The sequence below is a fragment of the Pseudomonas sp. PS02303 genome (assembly GCF_029959925.1).
GTDB lineage: Bacteria > Pseudomonadota > Gammaproteobacteria > Pseudomonadales > Pseudomonadaceae > Aquipseudomonas > Aquipseudomonas mandelii.
The window spans coordinates 1-20,594 of sequence record NZ_JASCOM010000032.1 but is presented as its reverse complement, the minus strand read 5'-3'; the positions used below and the strand labels follow the sequence as shown (position 1 = coordinate 20,594).

Below are 20,594 nucleotides of genomic sequence, written 5' to 3'. Positions count from 1 at the left end.
GGTATGGGCTGTTACTCAGCGGTTTCAGGTTGAGCTTCTTCCTTGCCTGGGAAGACAAGGCTTGCAACCACACCAATCGCCAGTACAACCATAACGATCAGCAGGCTGGTGTTTGCATCGATTGTGTAGCCATGGTGGAACATGTGGTCGGTTGCGTTCAGGCCGAGTTTAATGGCGATGAAGAACAGCAGCGCGACTACAGATTTTTCCAGGTGGACCAGGTAGCGTTTCAGCGCTTCGAGCACGAAGTACATGGTACGCAGACCCAGGATCGCAAACAGCATGGCAGAGTAGACGATCAGGGGCTCACGGCTAACCGCGATCACCGCCGGCACAGAGTCGAACGCGAACAACACGTCAGACACTTCGGCCACTACAAGGCAAAGGAACAGCGGGGTCGCAAAAATCGTTCCTTTTGCTGCCAGAGTCATGCCTTTGTTCTCAGGCTTCTGGAGTTCCACCTCCAGCTGCTTACGGCTGACGAAGAAATTATGGCCATGGAGTTTCGGCCACACAGGGAACAACTTCTGGGCGAAGCGGTAAGCCATATGCTTGGAGTAGTCCTCTTCCTCTTCATCATCACCGCCGGCGCGCAGCATCATAACTGCGGTCCAAGCCACGATCACTGCGAAGACGATTTCGACCCACGGACCGAAAGCCAACAGGCCGGTACCAATGGCAACGAAGATGCCGCGGAACACAATGGCGCCGATAATGCCCCAATACAGGACTCGGTGACGCATGCCATCTGGCACTTTGAACCATGCGAAAATCGCCATGAACACGAACAGGTTGTCGACGCTCAGAACTTTTTCCAGGGCGTAGCCAGTTACAAACAGGCTGGCGACTTCAGGGCCGTGCTGTACGTATAAGAAGCCGGCGAACGCTAACGAGATAGCGATCCAGAAGATCGACCAAATCGAAGCCTTAGCCAGGGAAATTGGCTTGTCACCGCGGTGAGTAACCATGTCGAGGAGAAGCGCGCCGAGCGCGATCCCGACGAATACCGCCATGGTCAGCGGAGGGAAACCGATTTGAGTGTCCAAAGTAACGCTCCTTAGAGTTCAAAATCAGCTGGGTTAAGGCCCAGCTCAAGGCAGACCAAACGGCAGGCCGCTTTTTCTTGGGCGTCAAAGTCGCCGTCCGACGCACCGATGGCACAGCCCACGCGCACCAGGAGTCGGGACGCGCCGGCATCGTTCTTGATCTTGCCGATGACCTTCAGTGCTTCGGCTTGGCCGAGTTGAAAGTCGAACTCGAACTTTTCACAGTGTGCGTTGAACGCCTTGATCACATCGCCCATGTCGAAAACTTTCAACTCAGGCGAGTTTTGGATGAAGCCGGTCATCTTCTGTTTTTCCTCAGAAGAGATACCGCCGGATGCAGCTGAGATGAGAGCGCAATTGGCGGTCATCGCATCTAGAAATTTCTGATTCTTGAACTTCGAAACTTCGGTAGTTAGTGCTTCACGCGCTGCTGCTGCGTTTTGCTTAAGCCATGCAAACATGTTGTGTTCCCCCAAGGGCGGGGTCGTATGACCCCGCCATGATTTCTATTTGGACCCTGCAGTCCACCTCATGCCCCAGCCATAAGCCTGGTCCATGAGTTTGTGGCCTCGGTGGAAGTCCACCCGCCGAGAGACCTTAACGGCACCGTTCACGTTTTCAAGCATCGCTATGGCACACATTGGTTCACGGCCACCCTCTTCATTGAGACGCACCTCAATGTCAGGCTGACCAGGAATGTAAATAGTCACCACTCCATCGGTTTCTTTCCAAGAAGGCGAGCCCTCATAGATGAAGGCGAACACTAAAATGCGGCGAATTTCACTCCATTGTTTGCCATTGATATGCAACCACTCGCCACCGGAAACAGAGCCAGTACGGTCATCGCCCATCAGCTGTATGTATGGTTCCCGATTGAGACTGCCGAAGGACTCCCCGAGGGCTTGAACAACGCCCTTCTCGCCGTCTTGCAGCTCGTACAGGCAACCAACGTCCAGGTCGACGGATTGGCTTCGCTTGAAGAAGCCGCCCGAGCTGCCTTTGTTCCAGTTCAAGTTCACCTTGATTTCGCCGAAACCGGCTGCCGTCTTTTCAAGACTGATAGACGATCGTGTTTTATCGAGGGTGACCTTGCTCAGACTAATCGTAGATTTAGGTGCAGCGGCCGGAGCAGGCGGCGGCGTTTGTACCACTGGAGCAGGTGCAGGTGCAGGGGCCGGCGCTGGTGCGGCGACCTCTACACCAAAGTGCTTGGCCAACGGCTCAAGGCCGCCATTGAAGCCCTGGGCCACACAGCGGAATTTCCAGTCACCATTTCGGCGATAAAATTCGCCGAGGATGAGTGCTGTTTCCTTCATGCCACCGGTTGGGATTTGAGCTTCAATTCCACCCGTCACCACAACCGAAAGTTGTGACACGCGCTCAAAGCTCGCCTTGTTCTCGTAGATCGTGGCAGTGAGCGCCACTTTCTCAACTGCAGACTCAAGACGACTCGTATCGAGTGAAAATACTGCGCGCCCAGCCGAGGATTCGGTCAGCTGAACAGCGCCACCCAGAATTTGAGGCTGGCCATAGAAACACATGTCGCCATCGCCTCGGACTTTGGCCGAGGCGCCCAGTGCGAAGGCCGATACGTCAATGTCGGCCCCCGGGATAGGCGAGTAATTGATATCAACGCGAAGCTGGCCGCTGGCAACCGGCGCATTACCACCAGGTACGAGATTAGCCATTAGCGTAACGCCTGAACGGCCAGAGTGATCAGGTCGTCAGCAGTACGACCATTCGTGGTGGTGCCGATCGCCTTGAATTCCCAGTCGCCATTTTCGCGAGCCAGGCTCGCCATGACGATGCCGGTGTGCCCACCTTTTTCAGAAAGGTTGAAGCGTGCCAGCTCGGTGTTGTTGCTGCCATTCACGATACGGCAGTAGGCCTTTTCGACCTTCTCAAAAGACTGGCCCGTGAATGAATTAACGGTAAAAATCAAGTACTTAACGGAGGCTGGCAGGCGCTGCAGGTCGACATTAATGGTCTCGTCATCGCCTTCGCCATCGCCGGTACGATTGTCACCGGAGTGCTTGATCGAACCGTCCTGGGACTTCAGTTGGCGGAACCACACCAGGTCGATTTTTTGGTAATCGCTGTTCAGCAAAATGCAGGAAGCGTCGAGGTCGATCTCGGAACCACCACCAAACATCTTGCCGAGGAAACCGCCCGCCTTGACTGGGTCCCAACCCAAACCAAGGCTGATGCTGGTCAGCGAACTGCCGGCCGTTTTAGCTAGGGAGATGGATTGCTGTTTTTGCAGGGTAAGTGCCATGGTTACGCTCCTTGTTGGTCATCAGTGTTCGCGTGTCGATCAGGGTTGACCGCCACTTGCAGGTTAGCGTGCGCGACATTGCTCACACCCAAATTCCCGCTTCTATCTGCCCGCAGGCGAAGACGGCGCCATGCGGGGTGAAAGTGTCGCCAGTGTGCTTCTTGCGCCGCGGCCAACAACTCGAAATCACCGCGGGTGTCACCCCATGCTTTAAGCCGGTACTGGCCGAGCGGCCCATACACAGCCTCAAGTCTGAGTACTTTGTTCTCGCATCTGCAGTTGTTGCCAGTCATGCGTCCGGTCAACAGACCGTCTACCGCCTCAAGCTCGGTGCCGATCAACTTGATGCCAAGTCGATCCGCAAACGGCTGGAGCACCAACGCTGGGGACGCGGAGCAGAGAGTAACTACTGCACCTGCCTCTACTTCGGCGGCGACAGATTTTAAACCTGAAGGGCGCATGAGCTGTTCCCAAAACAACCCGCAGAATTTCACGGCCTGCTCCTGCACCCATTTCATTTCTACGCCTGTAAGAAACGTGCTGATCAGCTGTGCTTTCAACTCATCACGATTCAAACGCCGAGCCAGGAATCGAACGCTTGGCAGCGCAAGCCGCAAAATGCGTCGATTGAATTCCCGGGGTCCGAAGGCAAACTTCAGGAATGGGACGAAGCTATCGTGCCGGGTCAGCGTGCCGTCGAAGTCAAAAACCGACAGCACCTGACGCCTTTGCCCGCCAGCATCGTCAAATCCCATTGTCATCGCGCGGCCTCGGCCAAACGGATAGGCGCCTCAATAGGTCCTACATCCGGTTGCCGAACTCCGTGCCACTCTGCTCTTTCAAGGATGTTGACCGCCCATTTGTAATGGGTCGCAGGCTCGCACATGGCATCGTTGTGCTTGAACACTGCCGGAGCAACTTCACTGACAATCATCCTGGCGCAGTTGAGGTCTTCGAGGCTTACGCGCAACGCGTCCTGGATCGTGTTGATCTGAGATGGATGAATCGCCGTCTTCCCTACCAAGCCATGGGCGATGTCGAGTTCCAGCTCCTCCATCAGCAAATGCGGTGTCGCGAGTTGTTCGAACACCGGTGCCGTCAGTGCGAAACCTTGAGACCCCATGACGCCTGCCAACATTGGGATCACGTAGCCCATTGGGGTGCTGTAGAGCGTTGTTGCGGGATTGCGACGAAGTCCAAGACTTCCCATCAGGTCGTTCCCGCCGATACGTAGGGCGATAATTCGCTGATTCAGGTTCGCCTTCAGCGCCTGGCCCAACTCGACCATTCCACCTGGGTTGAACACGTCTGTAGTTTCCAGCGTCGGCATGAGGTACAGCGCCGGGTTTGTAACGGCCTGTTCCCAATCTCCAAGGTTGCGCAGGGTCAATTTCGGCACAACGAACCCATCGACGTGGGCCATCAATGGCCATTCATTCAGCACGGCAGCCATCACCGAGTCTCGGGGGCGAACAAACAGCAGCGGACCATCAGACGGACGCCCACCGCGCTCGTTGATCGCGGTCAACAGGCCATGCAGATTTTTCAACGCCGTGTCGACGTCAATTTCCGCGACCGCATCCTCCAAGCAAACAACCAGAGAACGCAGTTCAGGCAGTTTTGTGCGGAAAACCACTTCCAGCAGATCCGCACGTGTGGCCGGCATGTAGAGCGTTGCCCCCAGGGCATAAGGAGAAAGGACTTTCATCAGCTCACACTCCGAATGATGGTAACCGCCCGGTAAGGGCCCAATGCAGCACCGACCTCTTCCACAGCCACCCCAGCGCCCTCAGTCAGGTGCATGAGCAACTGAACATCGCTGTCGCTACGGCTGCGAACCAAGACGTGATCCGGTACGCGACGCAGTACCGCGCGGGTTGCTTCGGCAATACCTGGCTTTACTCGGTTGAGATTGGTAATGCCGAACTGGGAGGCCAGCGACTTGACTACGTGCGCAGCTGCACCCTGCAATTCAAAACGCTGGGTGTCGGTCCATGGCGAGGCTTGAGGAACCGCCCCCAGCGCCTTTCGCTTCTCGTCGATCTGCTCGATGAACTCGCGGGTTAAATCGTGCTCACGCAGATGGTCGTAAACCACACAACCATGCAGGCCTCCATTCGCGGGCCAGATGGAGCGCGAAACCAGACCAGACACCGTCGCACCAAGGATGCCGGAGGGGATAACCCAGTCTTCAGCCGACGCGGACAACCACGCCCGGCCGCAGGGATCTGCCAGCACAACAAGCCGAGGTTCCTCAGGAAAGCGTGAGTCGCCATTGAGGCTGCGCTGAATCTCACCAGAGATAGCGCCCTTCCCTGTCCAGCCATCGACGAAGACGATGTTCTCGGCACCATGTGCCTGAATGATGGCTTCGAGGGCGACCTTATCTATCCCCCGATCCCGAACGATGCTGATTCCGTAGTGGTGCGCATCTCGACCCATGTCGAGCAGGGCCCGACGCAACAACACGCCGAGCGGCAGGCCAGCACGAACGAAAGACACGAGAACAATTGACGGACCCGTGCATGCCTCGCTCAGCGCCAGCGCCAGGGACTGAACGTCCATGGCCATGCGGGTACCGTTTTGTTCAAGTGCGCGCTCGTATAGGGCTTTATGCACGTCAGTCGGCGCACTCTCCAGGCTGATCATTTCGGAGTAGTGCTTCTGCTTCGACTGAATCAGACGCTCCTTCTCCAAGACATCAGTGGTTTCCATCTGAACGGCCTGCAGCAGAAACTGAACATCATCTGCTGCATAGCTGCCGCTCCCTACGGTAACCAGACCCGCAACGGCCTTAGTCATGGATTTTCACCCCAACCAGCTTGGCCAATTGGCTACGCGCAGGGGTCGCCCACATATGACACTCCTGCATGAAACCGAGGTCAGTGATGCTGTCCCCAAAGCCCAGCACAGGACGCTCACCATTGGCCTCACGATCACGGCGCAACAATTCTTGAACGGCCACTTCCTTCGACAGGCCCAGCGGCAAGAACGCGAGGTTGTTGGAATTTCCGTGGATGTGCATCCCTTCCAGTAAACCGCGAGCCTGTACTTCCGCGAGTACCGTTTGCAGGACTTCATCGTTGGATTCGTTGTGCTTGGTCACCACGTAGTGGCGCAGGCCTTCTTCCTCGACAACCCATCCGCGCAAGGAAATGCCAAGCTCCTTACCAATGGCGAGGGTTGCTTCACTGAGGCCTGGCAAGCGAGCCTGATAGTCAGCAAGAACATCGCTCATGCGTGCTTGCCATTCCTCGTCAAGCTTTCCATCAGGACCAAGGATCACGCCGCCATGGGAGCAGACGGCACCGTGCATGAAAGGCAGTTGCACACGACTGAATGCTTCAACGCTGCGCGCTGTAACTGGGATCACGTCGGTTGTGGATAGGAGCCAATGGGCAAGGGAATGTTGGACAGTGCTCATGTAGCCATTGGGTTGACCCTCGATATCGAGAGTCGCAGTGACCCGCGGCAAACCTTCTGGCATTTTGCGAGCAGTCTGGAACAGGGTGTCGTCGAGATCGACCAGGGCGAGGGGGCGCTTATTGACCATCGACAATCACCTCCGCGTTCAGGGATTCAATCAGCGAGGCGGACACAGCCTGCACAGGTGTTTCCGAGCAAATCAGGACGCGATCAAACTGTCCGGGGCTCACGTTGTAGAGGAAGTTGGGGATACCGAGACCGTAGTTGTCCGCGAACGACAACACGTGACCGATGGCATGGCCCAGAGCGATTGGCGAGCGACTGGTTGAACTGAAATGCACATCTGCGCCAGCACGCTCTAAGCGTTCAGCGAGCAGAAATGGACGCCAGACGAATTCACTGGTACCGACCACAAGTACGCGCTCACCTGCTTTGACGTTCAGGTCCAGAGCCAGGGTGTCTTCTACGACGCGAATACCATGACGCCCCCAGTCACTCTCCGCCATCAACGGCCACTCACCAGGCTCGATGGTACCAACGGCCGGCATTTCCGGTAGCGGCGCCTCAGCGTCCTCGTGGAAGGTGTACGAACCCTGCAACAGCGATACCTGATGTGCCGAGTCCCCAATGGTTTTGCGAACAGCATCGCCGGACCAATCCGTCAGTACGCACGTCACCACGCGCTCGACCTGGGTCAGGCCGGCATCGACCAGCGCACGGTGAAGATTGATGAAAGTTTTGCCGGTGGAGGCTTCGTCGTCGACCAGCACCAGCGAACGGGCATTCAACATCATTTCCCGAACATCGGGATCGACAGGCAGATGAATGAGATGAGCGCTGGCGTGGCTATGCTCTTCTTCAAAACGGGCGAACAATTCATTGCCCGTCGGGTGACGTGTGCTGACCATGTAGACGGTGTCAGGGCGGGTCGCGCTGAAGGCACGATGTACGCCGGCACCCAAGCCAACTGCTGTTTCCGCCATGCCGATAACGAGCACAGGCCCTGGCAGATCTTCAGGTATTTGCGCCGCGAGACTGTGAAAGCTCGCGTTCATGATCGAAGGACGCACAGGGATATGGCGGCCCAGTACTTTGGACACGAATAGAAACGCACGCTTGGGATTACGGCGCTCGGCGAAACCGAACAATGAGCCCGGGTCGATCTGTGAGGCATCGACGGTGACATCGAGACGCCCGCGCATCAGTTGTGCGCTTAGCGCTTTTGTTACTGCGTTACTTTCCATGAAACAAATTCCTAGGTTAGCGTGAGGTCGATAACCTAACGTCTCGTCCGCAGCTTTCAAGTCAAAATAGGGGCTAAAAATTCTTGGCTTCGACGCGCCACATAGATGCTTGGGCCGAGCGAGCTAATTCAGCAGTGGTGAACGTCTTGCTGTTGGATGTTTGAGGTGCATCGACGCGGCACGCATCCAGAAAGGAGAGGAGCAACGACGCCTTAACCGCAAAATTCATATTTTGAGCATCAGGCATTGTCGACGTGACCAAACCGACTACGGCACCTGATGAATCAAACAAGGGAGATCCGCTAGAGCCTGGTTGAATGGCCGCGGTAAATTGCAAAAGGCTTGAATCGTTGTGGAGGCCAAACAACGCCGACACACCACCCTGGGTAACGTGCACACCGCCGCCGGCAAAACCTGACAACGGGAAACCCAAAGCAACAACAGATTCGCCTAGGTCACAGCCAAAGCCCTTTTTGAAGGACACTGGTTTCAATGTGGGGGATTCCATGACTCTGAGGAGAGCGATGTCGTTACGCTGATCGATTACGACTGGCTCCGCACGATAACGACCCTCAAAGGAGGAAATAGATATCTCACTCATACCCTCGATTACGTGGGCACAGGTGAGCACATGGTTCTGCGAAACAGCGAAGCCGGTACCGGTTGCTCCCGTGCGCGATCGATCAGGATCACCTGTACGACTGCGCCCTTTGGGATGAGCGTCATTGATATCGATGCCAATCCGACGCCCAAGGGCTGCCAACCCATAAGCCGAACCCTCAGCTAGGGCACGAAACTTCCATTGCTGATTACGGATGTAGAACTCGCCGATGATGATCGCCGCTTCACCGTTATCGTGAAGGTCCAATCGGTATTCGATCTGTTCGTCCACAAGCAAATGCAACGAACGAAGCTCGCTTACCGGGCCGGCTGCGGAAAATGTGTACGCGATAAGAAGCACCCGATCGCTGCCGGGCGGGAGGGCTGACAGGTTCAACTTACAACCAACCTTCGCTTGGTCGCCGCTCCACTCCATCCATGACTGTGTAGTCTGGAATAGTGCAGCCTCACCAGTGGGTTGGCGTTTGTCATTTACCGGCAGTATGGCAATCGCCGCGTACTCCCCGAAAGCCGAGGAGTTTCCGCATTCCAGAGTCCATTCACTCCGTGCACCTGATACCGCGGTGTTTACGCCTGGCGCGAGCACCATCATTCCTTGATTACTCCTTGAGTGCTAAAACCACCGCGCTGCAATGGTACCAAACTTCAGGTTTCTCGATGCCTCAGGATGTCATTTTGGCACTACAGCTGCAACGGTGACCCCTTTCACACGTACGTCTGGCCGCCAAACGGTAGCTGGCTCAGGGAGATTCAGGCGGCGAGTAGCAAATATGCCCGCCAAATTGACGCCAGCCTCCCGGGTATAACCAACGCCACCAGAGTAGCGCGGGTTGATTTCCAACAAGTGGGGTATACCCTGCGCATCATCCTTTGTCTGAACGTTCACAATGCCGTCACACTGGAAATGCTCGGCCGCTTTGAGTGCAAGCTCAACCGCTGCACCATCGTTTTCAAAAATCTGATGGACGCCGGTCTTCCTCCGGGCCACGAACGCGATCGCTCGGCCAGCCTCGCAGACCATATCGACCGAACACTCGCTCCCGGGCATGTAAGGCATCACAAGCATCGCTGGCGGCGTTGCTCTTTCGCTGTAAGCACGCATGTATGTAGCGAAATTCGCAACCCGTGCATCGGGATCAGCAAAGCAGCGAAAGGGATCAGCACCCTCTTTGAAACGCCAAAAGCCTTGGCCATAGATGCCGACTGCAGGTTTTACGCAGACCTCACCCGACGCCGAAAGAGTTTCGTAAGCAGCAAACATATCCTCAGCATTCGTAGCAGTGATCGCCGGCACGCAAGCCAAGCCAGCACGCTCTGCCTCAGCAGTAAACCTGCTCTTGTCATCAACGAGGTCGAAGGTTCGCATCGATGTCCCACCGGTTACCAGCACCAGGCCAGCTTCCTCGAATCGAGCCCGGGCCTGCTCAAATACACCCCCCAATCGACCTGCCAGGATTACTTTGATGCCATAGGTGCGTGCAGTCGAAATCACCCACGAGATCCGCTCTTCAGCACCACGAGGCTCGGTGAAACTAATATCTGCACCGGCCGTGATTTCAGGGCGATCGTCGCGATGCGAGGCGAAAATCTTCACCTCAGGTGGCAGCGCATCACGCGCACCTTGAATAATGTCGCGCTGGCTAGACTGCCCTTCGAGAAACCAAATCATGTTTTAACCTCACTTGTAGATGTGCACTGACAGTCAAACCCGATGACGGGGACTGACAGCATCCGATAAGTTCAACCGGAACATAACGAGTCCGGCCGTAGCGTCAAGGCAATGCAGCGCGTTGTTCCAGGAGAGCGTCATCACGAGACAAGCTCCCATCCACAATTTCGGTTTTCAGCTTTTAAACTGGACCGCTTGCATGCGGTTCCTGCGCTCGTAAAATAATTCGGGACGGTGGTGGTGAGGCAAAACTAGGCGAGGTCAGCCGGAGAAAAACAAACAGCATCGTCATTTTCGAGTCGAGTCCAGTTAAGAATGGGCACCGATCGCAACATTTTTCTAACAATTCTGCAGCGACATCAAGTAAATCGTCCACAGACATTCTATTTCAGCGTATGAAGCTGCAGGGCAACTGAAGCTCACCCCGTACCGTCCTCAAGTTTTGAACCAGTATCGACCCCGGGATAATCTATACCACCACCTGGAGTCCGGCGACTAAAGGGTCAACAACTACGCGATTGGGCAAAATTCCGCGTATCCACATTCCATGAAACGAGGACACCCGTGAAGGTCCATTTCCGCATAAGCCAAAACCCGCTCGCGCGCACCAGATGAGTGGCCGGGGATTAACAAACTCGAAGTAACTGCGTGCGGTAGTGTTGCGAAAAACTAAGCTCGTATGCAGGTCCAATCACGAAGTCTTTAAGAGACGCTGAAGAGCTATGACCAGCTTGATCTGGATGCATAAGGCCGAACCCGATCTCCAGATCGCTCCTCGACTCAGCATCGCCACTTCCAAACTCGTAGCTGACGGAGTCACTCGGCGCCCCCCGTACCAAGCTGAGCACAGCATGGGAATCTGGCAAGTCATCAGCTACCCGCTCAGAAAACTGCTGAAGCGTTGGTTCCGCCAGGACGTAAAGCCATGCTTCGTTGTCAGTCGTAGTTGAACGACGCAGGATCCGTCCTAGAACTTGTCGGTAGTATAATTCGGTCCTGATCCGACTCAGGTGACAGCACACCTGTAACCTAGGGATATCCGTCCCTTCACTGATCATCCCAACAGCGACTATCCAAGGACAACTGCTGTAGCGAAAGTCGTTGATTACCTGCTGAGCATTGGGAGTCTTGTTGGTTACGACTTGGCACATCTCACCTTGGTGCCGGAGCATAGCCGCGATCTGATGGGCATGTTCAATGTTCGTTGCTACCACTAGGCCGCCGGCGTCAGGCTTCACCTCGCGAATCGAATTAAGCTTGTTACACCCCAAGAGCAGTAGCTGCTTGAGAATATCCTCATGACATAAAAGATCTTCGTAGGACACAGGAGAGTCGGCCAAAAGCCTGGCTATGTTTGGGAAAATCGTGACCGTATTCTCGCTTGCAACGGCCTCAGAAAACCTAACCATTTGATTGTCAAGAATGACTATCCGAGGCGATCGACAAACTTGGTCCGCGATTGCCTCTGGCAATCCATATCGATAATCGCAGATAAGATTTGCCTCAGGCGTGGAATAGCGTGCCAAGGCGATTGCCTTTTGATCAGATCGCCAAGGAGTACCCGAAAGTGCAAGCGTGCATGCTGCGCGATCTTGAACTCTCTGAATGATCTGTTGGCCCCAAGCATTGCTTAACAGCGCATCGTGGCCTGCACAGTGATGTATCTCATCAAATACGGCGAATATACGATGCTCATCGAAGAGCCTCCAAAACGCCTCATCCCGATACTCCATACCTTGATAGGTACACACAGCACCCACAGCGCCGATTAACCCATCAAGCCGTCTCCCGAGCACTTCGGCAAACGTCCGACGGAAGCCATCTACCACTTGTCGAGATGGAGCGAAACAAAGGATCAAATCAATTTCATTGCGCTCGAGCAGCACCTTGGCTAGCTCTGCTGCCATTCGCGTTTTTCCCGAACCTGGTGTTGCTTGGCAGAAGAAGTGAGGGTTACCGCGATAGTGCTCAAGCGCGGTTTCTATACATTCCCTTTGCCACTCTCGAAGAGATTTTGTCATGCCGCGGCAATTGCCTTGAGCGAGTTTTCAAGCGCACGAAGATGCCCCAGCAACCGAGAGCTGCGGTCTCGAACCTCATGGTATTCGCCTTGAAGCCGGGCTCTTAAAACAGGGATCTCCTCAAAGAGCTGTTTGTAACGCTCCGTTTCCCCCATTGAGGACAGGAGGTCTAGGCGAGTCTCTTTTAGCATTTCTTGAAGACGGCCTTGGTCGTCCGATTCATTTTGTGCTGATCGTGTTGGCAGCTCGACCAACGGACCTTCAACGCTTTCAGAGTGAAAAGGGGATGAGTTGTCAGGTCTTTGAAATCGGGAAGCAACCAGCACAAGGTTTATATGGGCCGGCCTTTCCAACAGATGGAAGAGCTGTCCACGCTTACTGAGTTTCGGCGACTTCACAACCCAGCCGGCACGAATCAGTCGACGGATTTGCTCATAAACGTAAATCCGAACTGCGCCCAGCTCATAGCCAGGGAAGTCTAGAGTCGCTGCATAGGCATCTCGAAGCTGGCGAGTCGTGAACCGCTGATGTATTTCTTGGCAAAGCAAGTCGTACAACTGCCTGTCGAATTCGAATGAATCATGTTTCATGCAGGCACCCAGAGTTCCGCGAACAAAAATACGGATTATAGTCCGTGGCTGATTCGTCCGCAAACGCCCGATAGTGCTGCCTCAAGCAGGTTGAGGCAGCTATGGGGAAATTGGCGAAGGCCTTGGGAACGAAGATACGGGAAGCAAGGAAGGCTAAGGGCTTGTCCCAAGACGTCCTAGCTCTCGTCTGCAAGGTTGATCGTAGCTATATGGGGCGCATCGAACGTGGAGAGGTAAACATAACGGTCGAGAAGCTTTATCAGATTGCTTTGAGCCTAGGGTGTGAACCAGGGTCACTTCTGCCGACAGCCAAAGATGCTAGCGATTGATAAGGTCAGGAATTGCCCCCTAGCAACCTCATTGAGGTAGAGACAAACCTTGACTTTAAGGATGCAACCTAACCTGAAAAGGCTTGATTTGGCGCTCCGCCAACTCTAACTCCCTTACGCGTTCCCATAGCTGTAGATTTTGTGTGAGGACCCGGTCGCGCTGCGCACGAACAGTTGCTAATTCAGTCGCCAAGGCATCAAGCTTATCTTCCAAACTGTCAATTTTTTTAGTGTTTGAATGACTGCCCCCCCGATTTGCCTCTGCACGAAAAGCCTCAATCCTGGCTAATATGGGCAAATGTGCGTTACGAGATTTCTTGAGGTAGCCACGATCAAATCCGGCTTCGAAACTTACAATGCTCGCGGTGATTTTCGAACGAGATAAGCCTACATGCTCCGCCACAACTGGCCTGCCTTCGAGAAGGCGCTGCAACGCCTCTTCACACTCAAGCAAACCACGACCAACTACTTTATTAGAACGCATAGCTACACATCCTTATCAATAAAGCGCGCCTTAAAGCTCAGGAGTCGTTCAAGATCCCCATTGGCTACTTGATATTCTCCCGAACCATAAGAATATAGCGTTAACTCTTCAGTCATAGCCTCAATGGCATGGCCAACTTTTTCAGGCTGTATTATTGCGCCTTCACATATCAAACATTCTGTGAAATCACCAAGCAAAAAATAATCACATCGACCAACCTTAGAACAACCACCTAAAAAAGTTGGCCGATAGCTAATCTCGCAATTCTTCACACGAATCAAAGTGTCTGCCCTAACATCCTCAATGCATACTTCACCATTCTTCAAACGAGCTTTCTGTTTCTCAATATAAGACCCCGTGCCTCCGAACAATGGTGCTTCCCTGAACAGCACATCGGACAGCAGTTGATTCGCAACAGCCATCGGCATCCCCATCTGAAACTCCAACGCAACATGCGAGTTGGGCAAGACAAAGCCATTACTTTTCGGATCGTAGTATCCAAAAATAGTCTTTAGATTTTGAAACCCATTACTGTAATAGCGAGCCATTTCGAGAGTCACTTGTTTGTATTGCGACTTCAAACTGGGCAACGAAATAAATCCACTATTGCTACCATAGAAAGCTAATGAACGGCGAAACTGGTGACCTGTCAGCGGCCAAGAACGACCTACCGCAAACTCTGGCTCACTGTAAAAGTCACGCTTCGTATCAGTTTGCGCCAACTCCTGTATGTCAGAAAGCTCAATCCTGACACCTTCTATTAGAGGAATTTTATTATAAAAATTCCCTAACTTCCCCACACCAACATCGGTATTGCGTTTTCGAAGGACTGCGGGATTTAGAAATAATGGACAGTCATTATCCACATCAATTTTATAGATACTTGCTAGTCCTCGACAAATTGCCTGCGCAATTTTTACAGCCTTGACAACTTCGCTCGGCGCGAACCACGATTCTGATTTTTTGTACCCTGTAAATTTTGTGGTCGTCGACAGAACTGAGACTGATCTCGCCAAGTCGCGAGTCACTCCATTATCATCAACGACCTCCTTTAAATAGATCTCATCAGACAAACAATCATACTGCATGCGCAGCACCTCTTGCTCTCTCATGCCTGTGTATAAGTGAATTACGTTTTTTACAATGTATTGCATTTTCAATAGCGCAGGGCTCAACCCTCTTTTATGAGAACAAGAAAAAACTCCAGAAAAAACCTCATTCAGACAATGAGCCTGAAGCACCTCAGTCATAATTGGTCTGTAATTAGCCTTTCCGCCAGGCAACAGACTTTTCTGAACATCATGAGCGAGCCCATAGAATTCATCGCAAAACTTAGATACAAAGCACTCCAGGCTTTCTACGCCTCGGTGAATCTGATCAAGCATATCTTGGAGAACGTTTATTAGCTCCAAATAGATCCTAGTTGGAATAACCGGATGTTGATTAGGCTCATGTCGACGCAATTCAATATCACGCGAACTAATAACGCGATAACCCAATCGATCATCACCAACAGAAATTAAATTGGCAAGCAAAGCTGATAGCATTTGCGGAAAATGTGGCTGCGCCCTCTCAGCAATAAACGCTGCCAAATAGACCGGGGTACTGAAAAGTTGTTGCAAGGACAACACACCAACTAAAGGCTTTTGGATTTGCTCATAACAAAACAACACCGCGCTCCGCAAAACCACCCAGCGCTGCTCTAATGTCTTTGCACTCAACCGCCCCAGACGACCACCTCCTGCGAAATATGCAAGACAATAGATAATGTATTTCACCTCATCGATCAACGCTTTGTTTTCGGGACCAATCGACTTTAAAATCTTATCAAATCTAAACTTCGTGACCCTCGTCGCTCCAAGTCGATATGGATTAAAGTCCCATATCCACTCTTTATATATTGCCGTTGGCGTACCATGTTTATTTCGACACAGAACAAACTCAGATGAGGGTTTAAAGTTTATATCCAGCATTGCAGCATCAGGAGCAACGGCACCCAAATTACCCATGGCGGCATATAAACCACTTACCGCAGAGGCACTCAAAATACAACCCCCATTGCTTCATAGCGTTGCAGGCGTCGCTCCCAAAATGGCGTTAGCACCCCAAGATTAAATACTTTATTCCTCATGGCAGATACTAACTGCGAAACAGACTCCGAGCGATTTGCAATTGCCTCTAAGATAAACTCGACCCGAATGGATAAGTCCTTATAGAGTACTTCTGCGTGACCACTATCCTGAGCAGTATTGCGTACAGCGTTAACCACATAATGGAGACTTAATAACTTATGAATATCATCTTCATCGGCGTGACAGAAATAATGAGTGCAATACAAACAGCCGTACTGATTACGACAATTCGGCTGAATCACCGGTGCTTCGGTATCGCTGACGGGAACTGGAAACCTGAACGAGTCACAATGACCAACGGCAATTGAGTCAAGTTTATCTGACGCTGTAACACTTCGCTCACGTACCATTTGAGCAGCTTTACGCACTGAATCCCAGTAAGTACCAAACTCACTTTCCTGCTGTTCAACAGTGGCTTCTGAGTACGACGAAATATTCACCCCACTGGAATGATTTAACGCCCGCGCAACTGTTTCCAGGGAGTACTTAGCCGCGTGATGAGCGGAACTTTTATGCTTACGCGCCTTGTTATAGGTTATTTTTGGATATTTGCCATCTACAAAAACGCCCGAAATCGATGAGTAAAACCTAGTTGCCGCAGCCCCGGCATCAAGATCAGAAAATGATAGACAAACAGCGCCTTTAGAAATCTTTATCTTGAAAAACAATCTATCAACATATTCTCCATTGAGAATCCAATCACGCAACTTAAAATACTCTCGAAGCAGTGTTAACCCTTTTTTTCGCCCTAAGACATATCCGGTCATCTTTCCTCTAGCACGAAATTTTACAGCCGTTAATTCTTTCTTCAATACTGACTTATCAATCCCCAGAGCATCCTCATAACTAAACTGTTCCAGTTCAGTAGGTGATGCACCTGTCATCAACATAAAAAGAGAAATATATGCTTTTACAGCAAAGGCGGCCATTTGCAACCGGACATAATTACGAGATTCAGAATTAGCAAATTCTACGCTAGCCTGCGCATCTGCTATAGCACGCTCTGCTTCACAAAGCCTAATTGTCTGACCTCTTCCAGCATATTTGGACATGTATTCTTCGACTGTTGCAACACGTCTTTCTGCCACGTTATAACAATCATGCCCCTGTCGAAAAGGACTATTCATTCCACCATTAGAGGGAAACTTAACAACTTCATAATTTCTTATCCGGACTACGCATGGAAATGGCTCTTGCTCAAGAATAAAATTACTGTAATCACGCGCAATGGCAATACATACGTCCGTAAAAAAGTGTACATCGGATTCTCTAGGCGGCTTTATTGCTTTTCTTTGCCTAGCAATTGGCACGGCACTACGAACTACATAATCCACTACTGATGAAAACTGGAGTCCAATTATGAACTGTAAGGTCTTCTGACATTTAGCGGCATGCTGAGGAGCAAAATCCCCTTTTCTGATTGAATCATTAAGATAAGATGTGTAGTCAGCGTATGCTCTAGATGCACAACTTACATCAGTAAAAACCTCCACATAACCATTGGCATTTAACCAATTCACGACAATGTGCAACACTCTAAACTGGGTTACTATCGAATTATCGCGCAAACCTATTAGAGAATCGAGGAGCTTCACCACTAGCTCACGCCTACTTTCCACAAGAGATGACTCGACAACCGATATAGTACCGGCATTGTCAAACTCCCTCGATCTAGCTTCGCCTCGCGTTGCATATGCGATACTCCCAATATCGATAGGCGACTTATACCCCTTTGCATTGGCAAGCTTTAGACGCAAGCGCTCCGGAAACACATGCTCCTGACTGATTTCATCTACCGTGATGACTTTTGTTTCACGAAATGACCAATCAACATGACTATTCATCTTGAGCACTCAGTATAAAACTTGAATAACTACCTAAAAATAGACTAGCCTCAAACTTTTCCTGCGCGACAGTTTTCTGAGGAAGCATCTTGAATAGTTGAAGGTAATGCTCTGTCATCTCTCGTGTGGCGTGGTGCATTCGCTCCATTATAAAATCAATATCATCTCCTGGACGCATAAGCCCCACAACAATAAGGGCCTGCAATCTTTGATAGAGCTGAAACCCAAAAGTCGCACGCAACCAGTGATACGAAAAGTCCTGAGGGTACTTATCAGATGTCTTTTGCAATATTTTTCGCTTTATTGTGTCTGTGACTTGGCCAATGGGTCTAGATTTGACAATAGGGTAGCGCGGATCATCTTTTGCCATGTAATAACACCCTCCCTGATCAGATAAAAAGACGTACATATCCTCGTCTTTTATCTGTATATTTGGGTAATATAAAGACAGAGCGGTTCTAAACTTATCTCGCCGTTGCCTCATCATCGGACTATCTCCAAGCACCCGTAACTCCTCAGCAAGTTGCTTTGGCACGTGCAAACGTTGGCTACGGTCTTTCTTGGTATCCATCCCTGTGCCTGGACCGGCATGTAACAGATAGGTGCCATCTAACTGCAGCTTTTCTGAAATGAACCCTTTTAGATGCTTTAACCGCATCGTAAGCACGGTCTGCTTACGGGCGCCAGTCATCAAAGCCGTCAACAGTATAAGACGTTCTAGTGCTGACCACTCCTCACCTTCAATAACCTTCAAAAACTCAGCCAGCTCAACATTAGACAAAGGACGAAGATCTTCGTTGTCCTCTCGCACATACCCTATTGATACCAGCCTTCCTGGAACCGTTGATTTAGTTTGACTACGCTTTTCAGCCGTAATCACCCTAGCGGCCCCGTAAGCATTTTTAATTAAAAATTTTACCTCCTTGACTGTATCTACTCGCTGCAAGTCAATGTCATGCCAATTGGCACAAACAAATCTATAGAAATCAAATACCACGCCTGTGTATTGATTTACGACTGCCGAACTACGCCCACTATGATTTATCAAATGAGCAAAATACTTATATGTAGGTCTCAACACAGGGCGACGCCCCGAAAAGTCGAGCCAGTTAAGTCCTTCGCTTTCACAGTAGATCAAGTAGTCTAATAATTTGCTGGCTCGACGGCGCAGATCATCGGTAGGCCTATTGCTTAACGTTTTATTTTCAATCAAGGATAAAAGGTATGAATTGGCTTCATGCCAAGGCTCACCTTCCTTATGAAACAGAAACGGGAGATTGTAGATATCTCCCGAGGTAAACGAAGAGCCGATTTCCTCAACCTGGTAGAGCTGTTTGGTTTCAGCCCCTTCAAGTACCGATTTAATTGAGTCAACGGGCTGGATACCGACATGCAGGGTCGCGAAGGCGCTCTGCGCGTGAGGGATGAGAACGAGGCGACCTTCGTAACGCCGATTTGAGTAGGACATGACTCACCCTCAAAGGACTGAGTCAACCCTAGATGTTAAGCGCTAAAAATCAAGGCTTCTTGTCAATGTCTTTCTTGTTAAGCGATTCGACCCAAGGGTCTAACTTATGGAATACTTGAACGGGCAACCCTTCCAGGTTCTACCCAGGGTCAATGGCAAGCGGGCGGCCAGCGGTGCCTCCAGCAGGGTATAGGCACTGGCCAACCACAGCACCAGCAACGGTATGCACAGCATGACCCAGGCGCCGCCGACCCGCCCGCCCGGACACGCGGTGCGCCGCGTCAGGTACAGCGCCCCCGGCAGCAACGCGACCGGCAACGCCAGCTTGGCGTAGAAAAGCGGCAAGCGAGCCACCTGCGCCAGATCGGGACGTACCCCGAACAGCAGGGTCATCAGCAACGCGGCCCCCAGGACACTGACCACCAGCGCCAGGGCAAAGCGCTTGCCGAACAGGTGCTTGTCGACCGCCGGCACACCGGTCGCCAGCAGGGTAATCAGCTCGTCAGTCCTCATCGTCCAACTACCTCTGCTACCCGATGCCAAGCGGGCCTTGGCACCAGCGGGCGCCCGGCCATCGAAGCCATGTGCGGCCGAGCGCGGTGCCGTTGGCACCGGCCAGGCCCTGTGGAGGTAGTTCGCTGCCAAGGGGGTAACGGTTACAGCCTGGGTGAATTTTCCCGCGCTGTAGCACCAGGTGGTCGCGCCCCCGGGGCATGGGCAGGCGTCAAGGCGGCGAGCGTGAGCACGTCGAAGGAAATATTCGATGTGCTGTAACCAAGTGCGCCGCCAGAGCGAATTACTGGTCGGACCGTCACGTTGCGCTGGCGGCCATTGAGCCTCTCACGGAGATACACCATGAAAAGCTTCGCCCTCGCTACCGCCGCACTCGCCCTCGCCTCCATTGCATCCACCGCCATGGCCGACAACCAGGCCACGCCAAGCGTGGAAAAATGCTACGGCGTCTCCCTGGCCGGCAAGAACGACTGCGCCGCCGGTGCCGGCACCAGCTGCGCCGGCACCTCCAAGGTCGACTACCAGGGCAATGCCTGGAAGAACGTCCCGGCAGGCACCTGCACCTCGATCAAGACCCCCAAGGGCATGGGCTCGCTCACGCCGATCAAGTCCTGAGCGCAGGCGCCGCCGATCATGCACGCTCCTATGCCACTGGGTGCCGGCCTTGGTTTGAAGGCCGAGCACTACGACGCCGCCCGGGACTGCAGCGCAGCCGGGCTGTGGTTTGAGGTCCACCCAGAGAACTACATGGTTGGCGGTGCTCGCCTGGCCCACCTGGAAGCGGTGGGCGAACGGCATCCGCTGTCGCTGCACGGGGTCTCCCTGTCCCTGGCGGCGGACGCCGCCCCCGCCCCGCCGCACCTCCAGCGCCTGCGCAGGCTGGCAGACCACGTGCGATCGGCGCTGGTATCCGCACCCCTCGCCTGGTCCAC

General features: G+C 52.6%; 21 protein-coding genes. 3 read left to right on the top strand and 18 right to left on the bottom strand.

The window, feature by feature from the left end; genetic code table 11:
* Positions 1-11 precede the first annotated feature (11 nt).
* The 13 genes from QMX98_RS10925 to QMX98_RS10865 all read right to left on the bottom strand — a co-directional run bounded on the left by QMX98_RS10925 (position 12) and on the right by QMX98_RS10865 (position 12,892).
* Positions 12-1,013, bottom strand: coding sequence for a TerC/Alx family metal homeostasis membrane protein (locus QMX98_RS10925; RefSeq protein WP_042562209.1), 1,002 nt, complete (start codon positions 1,011-1,013; stop codon positions 12-14).
* Positions 1,014-1,057: 44 nt separating this feature from the next.
* On the bottom strand, positions 1,058-1,507 hold the full coding sequence (locus QMX98_RS10920; RefSeq protein ID WP_033896478.1) for a tellurite resistance TerB family protein: 450 nt from the start codon (positions 1,505-1,507) through the stop codon (positions 1,058-1,060).
* A 45-nt stretch (positions 1,508-1,552) separates the two neighbouring features.
* The gene (locus QMX98_RS10915; RefSeq protein ID WP_033896477.1) at positions 1,553-2,734 is read right to left on the bottom strand and encodes a TerD family protein; all 1,182 of its coding nucleotides are present in this window, start codon (positions 2,732-2,734) and stop codon (positions 1,553-1,555) included.
* Positions 2,734-3,321: a TerD family protein gene (locus QMX98_RS10910; RefSeq protein WP_033896476.1), complete on the bottom strand. Its 588-nt coding sequence runs from the start codon at positions 3,319-3,321 to the stop codon at positions 2,734-2,736. Before QMX98_RS10910 ends, QMX98_RS10915 begins: the two co-directional genes overlap by 1 nt.
* A 2-nt stretch (positions 3,322-3,323) precedes the next feature.
* Positions 3,324-4,082: an HAD family hydrolase gene (locus QMX98_RS10905; protein WP_042561213.1), complete on the bottom strand. Its 759-nt coding sequence runs from the start codon at positions 4,080-4,082 to the stop codon at positions 3,324-3,326.
* A complete protein-coding gene (locus QMX98_RS10900) occupies positions 4,079-5,029 on the bottom strand; it encodes an HpcH/HpaI aldolase/citrate lyase family protein (protein ID WP_042561214.1) in 951 nt (316 codons plus the stop codon). Before QMX98_RS10900 ends, QMX98_RS10905 begins: the two co-directional genes overlap by 4 nt.
* Positions 5,029-6,123 carry a cysteine protease StiP family protein gene (locus QMX98_RS10895; RefSeq protein ID WP_042561215.1) on the bottom strand — a complete coding sequence of 365 codons (1,095 nt, stop codon included), beginning with the start codon at positions 6,121-6,123 and terminating at the stop codon, positions 5,029-5,031. The genes QMX98_RS10900 and QMX98_RS10895 overlap by 1 nt, the downstream gene beginning before the upstream one ends.
* Complete coding sequence (locus QMX98_RS10890; RefSeq protein ID WP_033896472.1) at positions 6,116-6,874, bottom strand: hypothetical protein; 759 nt, start codon at positions 6,872-6,874, stop codon at positions 6,116-6,118. The genes QMX98_RS10895 and QMX98_RS10890 overlap by 8 nt, the downstream gene beginning before the upstream one ends.
* Positions 6,864-7,991 carry a phosphoribosyltransferase domain-containing protein gene (locus QMX98_RS10885; RefSeq protein ID WP_042561216.1) on the bottom strand — a complete coding sequence of 376 codons (1,128 nt, stop codon included), beginning with the start codon at positions 7,989-7,991 and terminating at the stop codon, positions 6,864-6,866. Before QMX98_RS10885 ends, QMX98_RS10890 begins: the two co-directional genes overlap by 11 nt.
* A 73-nt stretch (positions 7,992-8,064) precedes the next feature.
* Positions 8,065-9,204: a trypsin-like peptidase domain-containing protein gene (locus QMX98_RS10880; RefSeq protein WP_042561217.1), complete on the bottom strand. Its 1,140-nt coding sequence runs from the start codon at positions 9,202-9,204 to the stop codon at positions 8,065-8,067.
* A 78-nt stretch (positions 9,205-9,282) separates the two neighbouring features.
* Positions 9,283-10,281 (bottom strand): ATP-grasp domain-containing protein, encoded by a 999-nt coding sequence (locus QMX98_RS10875; protein ID WP_033896469.1) that lies wholly within the window; start codon positions 10,279-10,281, stop codon positions 9,283-9,285.
* 626 nt (positions 10,282-10,907) lie between these two features.
* Positions 10,908-12,302 (bottom strand): DEAD/DEAH box helicase family protein, encoded by a 1,395-nt coding sequence (locus QMX98_RS10870; protein ID WP_149415257.1) that lies wholly within the window; start codon positions 12,300-12,302, stop codon positions 10,908-10,910.
* On the bottom strand, positions 12,299-12,892 hold the full coding sequence (locus QMX98_RS10865; protein ID WP_282410756.1) for a hypothetical protein: 594 nt from the start codon (positions 12,890-12,892) through the stop codon (positions 12,299-12,301). Before QMX98_RS10865 ends, QMX98_RS10870 begins: the two co-directional genes overlap by 4 nt.
* Before the next feature lie 101 nt (positions 12,893-12,993).
* On the opposite strand from QMX98_RS10865, the gene QMX98_RS10860 reads away from it, so the two are divergent.
* Entirely contained in the window at positions 12,994-13,221 is a 228-nt protein-coding gene (locus QMX98_RS10860) for a helix-turn-helix transcriptional regulator (RefSeq protein WP_033896465.1), read from the top strand.
* Positions 13,222-13,276: 55 nt separating this feature from the next.
* Here the strand turns inward: QMX98_RS10860 and QMX98_RS10855 are convergent, their stop codons facing one another.
* From QMX98_RS10855 to QMX98_RS10835, 5 genes are all read right to left on the bottom strand, one after another.
* Positions 13,277-13,705, bottom strand: coding sequence for a hypothetical protein (locus QMX98_RS10855; protein ID WP_033896464.1), 429 nt, complete (start codon positions 13,703-13,705; stop codon positions 13,277-13,279).
* Positions 13,706-13,707: 2 nt separating this feature from the next.
* Complete coding sequence (locus tag QMX98_RS10850) at positions 13,708-15,750, bottom strand: integrase (protein ID WP_235378426.1); 2,043 nt, start codon at positions 15,748-15,750, stop codon at positions 13,708-13,710.
* A complete protein-coding gene (locus QMX98_RS10845; RefSeq protein ID WP_143519838.1) occupies positions 15,747-17,681 on the bottom strand; it encodes a hypothetical protein in 1,935 nt (644 codons plus the stop codon). The genes QMX98_RS10850 and QMX98_RS10845 overlap by 4 nt, the downstream gene beginning before the upstream one ends.
* Complete coding sequence (locus tag QMX98_RS10840) at positions 17,674-19,149, bottom strand: site-specific integrase (protein WP_282410755.1); 1,476 nt, start codon at positions 19,147-19,149, stop codon at positions 17,674-17,676. The genes QMX98_RS10845 and QMX98_RS10840 overlap by 8 nt, the downstream gene beginning before the upstream one ends.
* 99 nt (positions 19,150-19,248) lie before the next feature.
* Positions 19,249-19,662, bottom strand: coding sequence for a DUF1109 domain-containing protein (locus QMX98_RS10835; protein WP_282410754.1), 414 nt, complete (start codon positions 19,660-19,662; stop codon positions 19,249-19,251).
* A 342-nt stretch (positions 19,663-20,004) separates the two neighbouring features.
* On the opposite strand from QMX98_RS10835, the gene QMX98_RS10830 reads away from it, so the two are divergent.
* Both QMX98_RS10830 and QMX98_RS10825 read left to right on the top strand, forming a co-directional pair.
* Positions 20,005-20,277 carry a DUF2282 domain-containing protein gene (locus QMX98_RS10830; RefSeq protein ID WP_021703078.1) on the top strand — a complete coding sequence of 91 codons (273 nt, stop codon included), beginning with the start codon at positions 20,005-20,007 and terminating at the stop codon, positions 20,275-20,277.
* An 18-nt stretch (positions 20,278-20,295) separates the two neighbouring features.
* A partial coding sequence (locus tag QMX98_RS10825) for a DUF692 family multinuclear iron-containing protein (RefSeq protein WP_282410753.1) occupies positions 20,296-20,594 on the top strand: 299 nt, incomplete at its 3' end.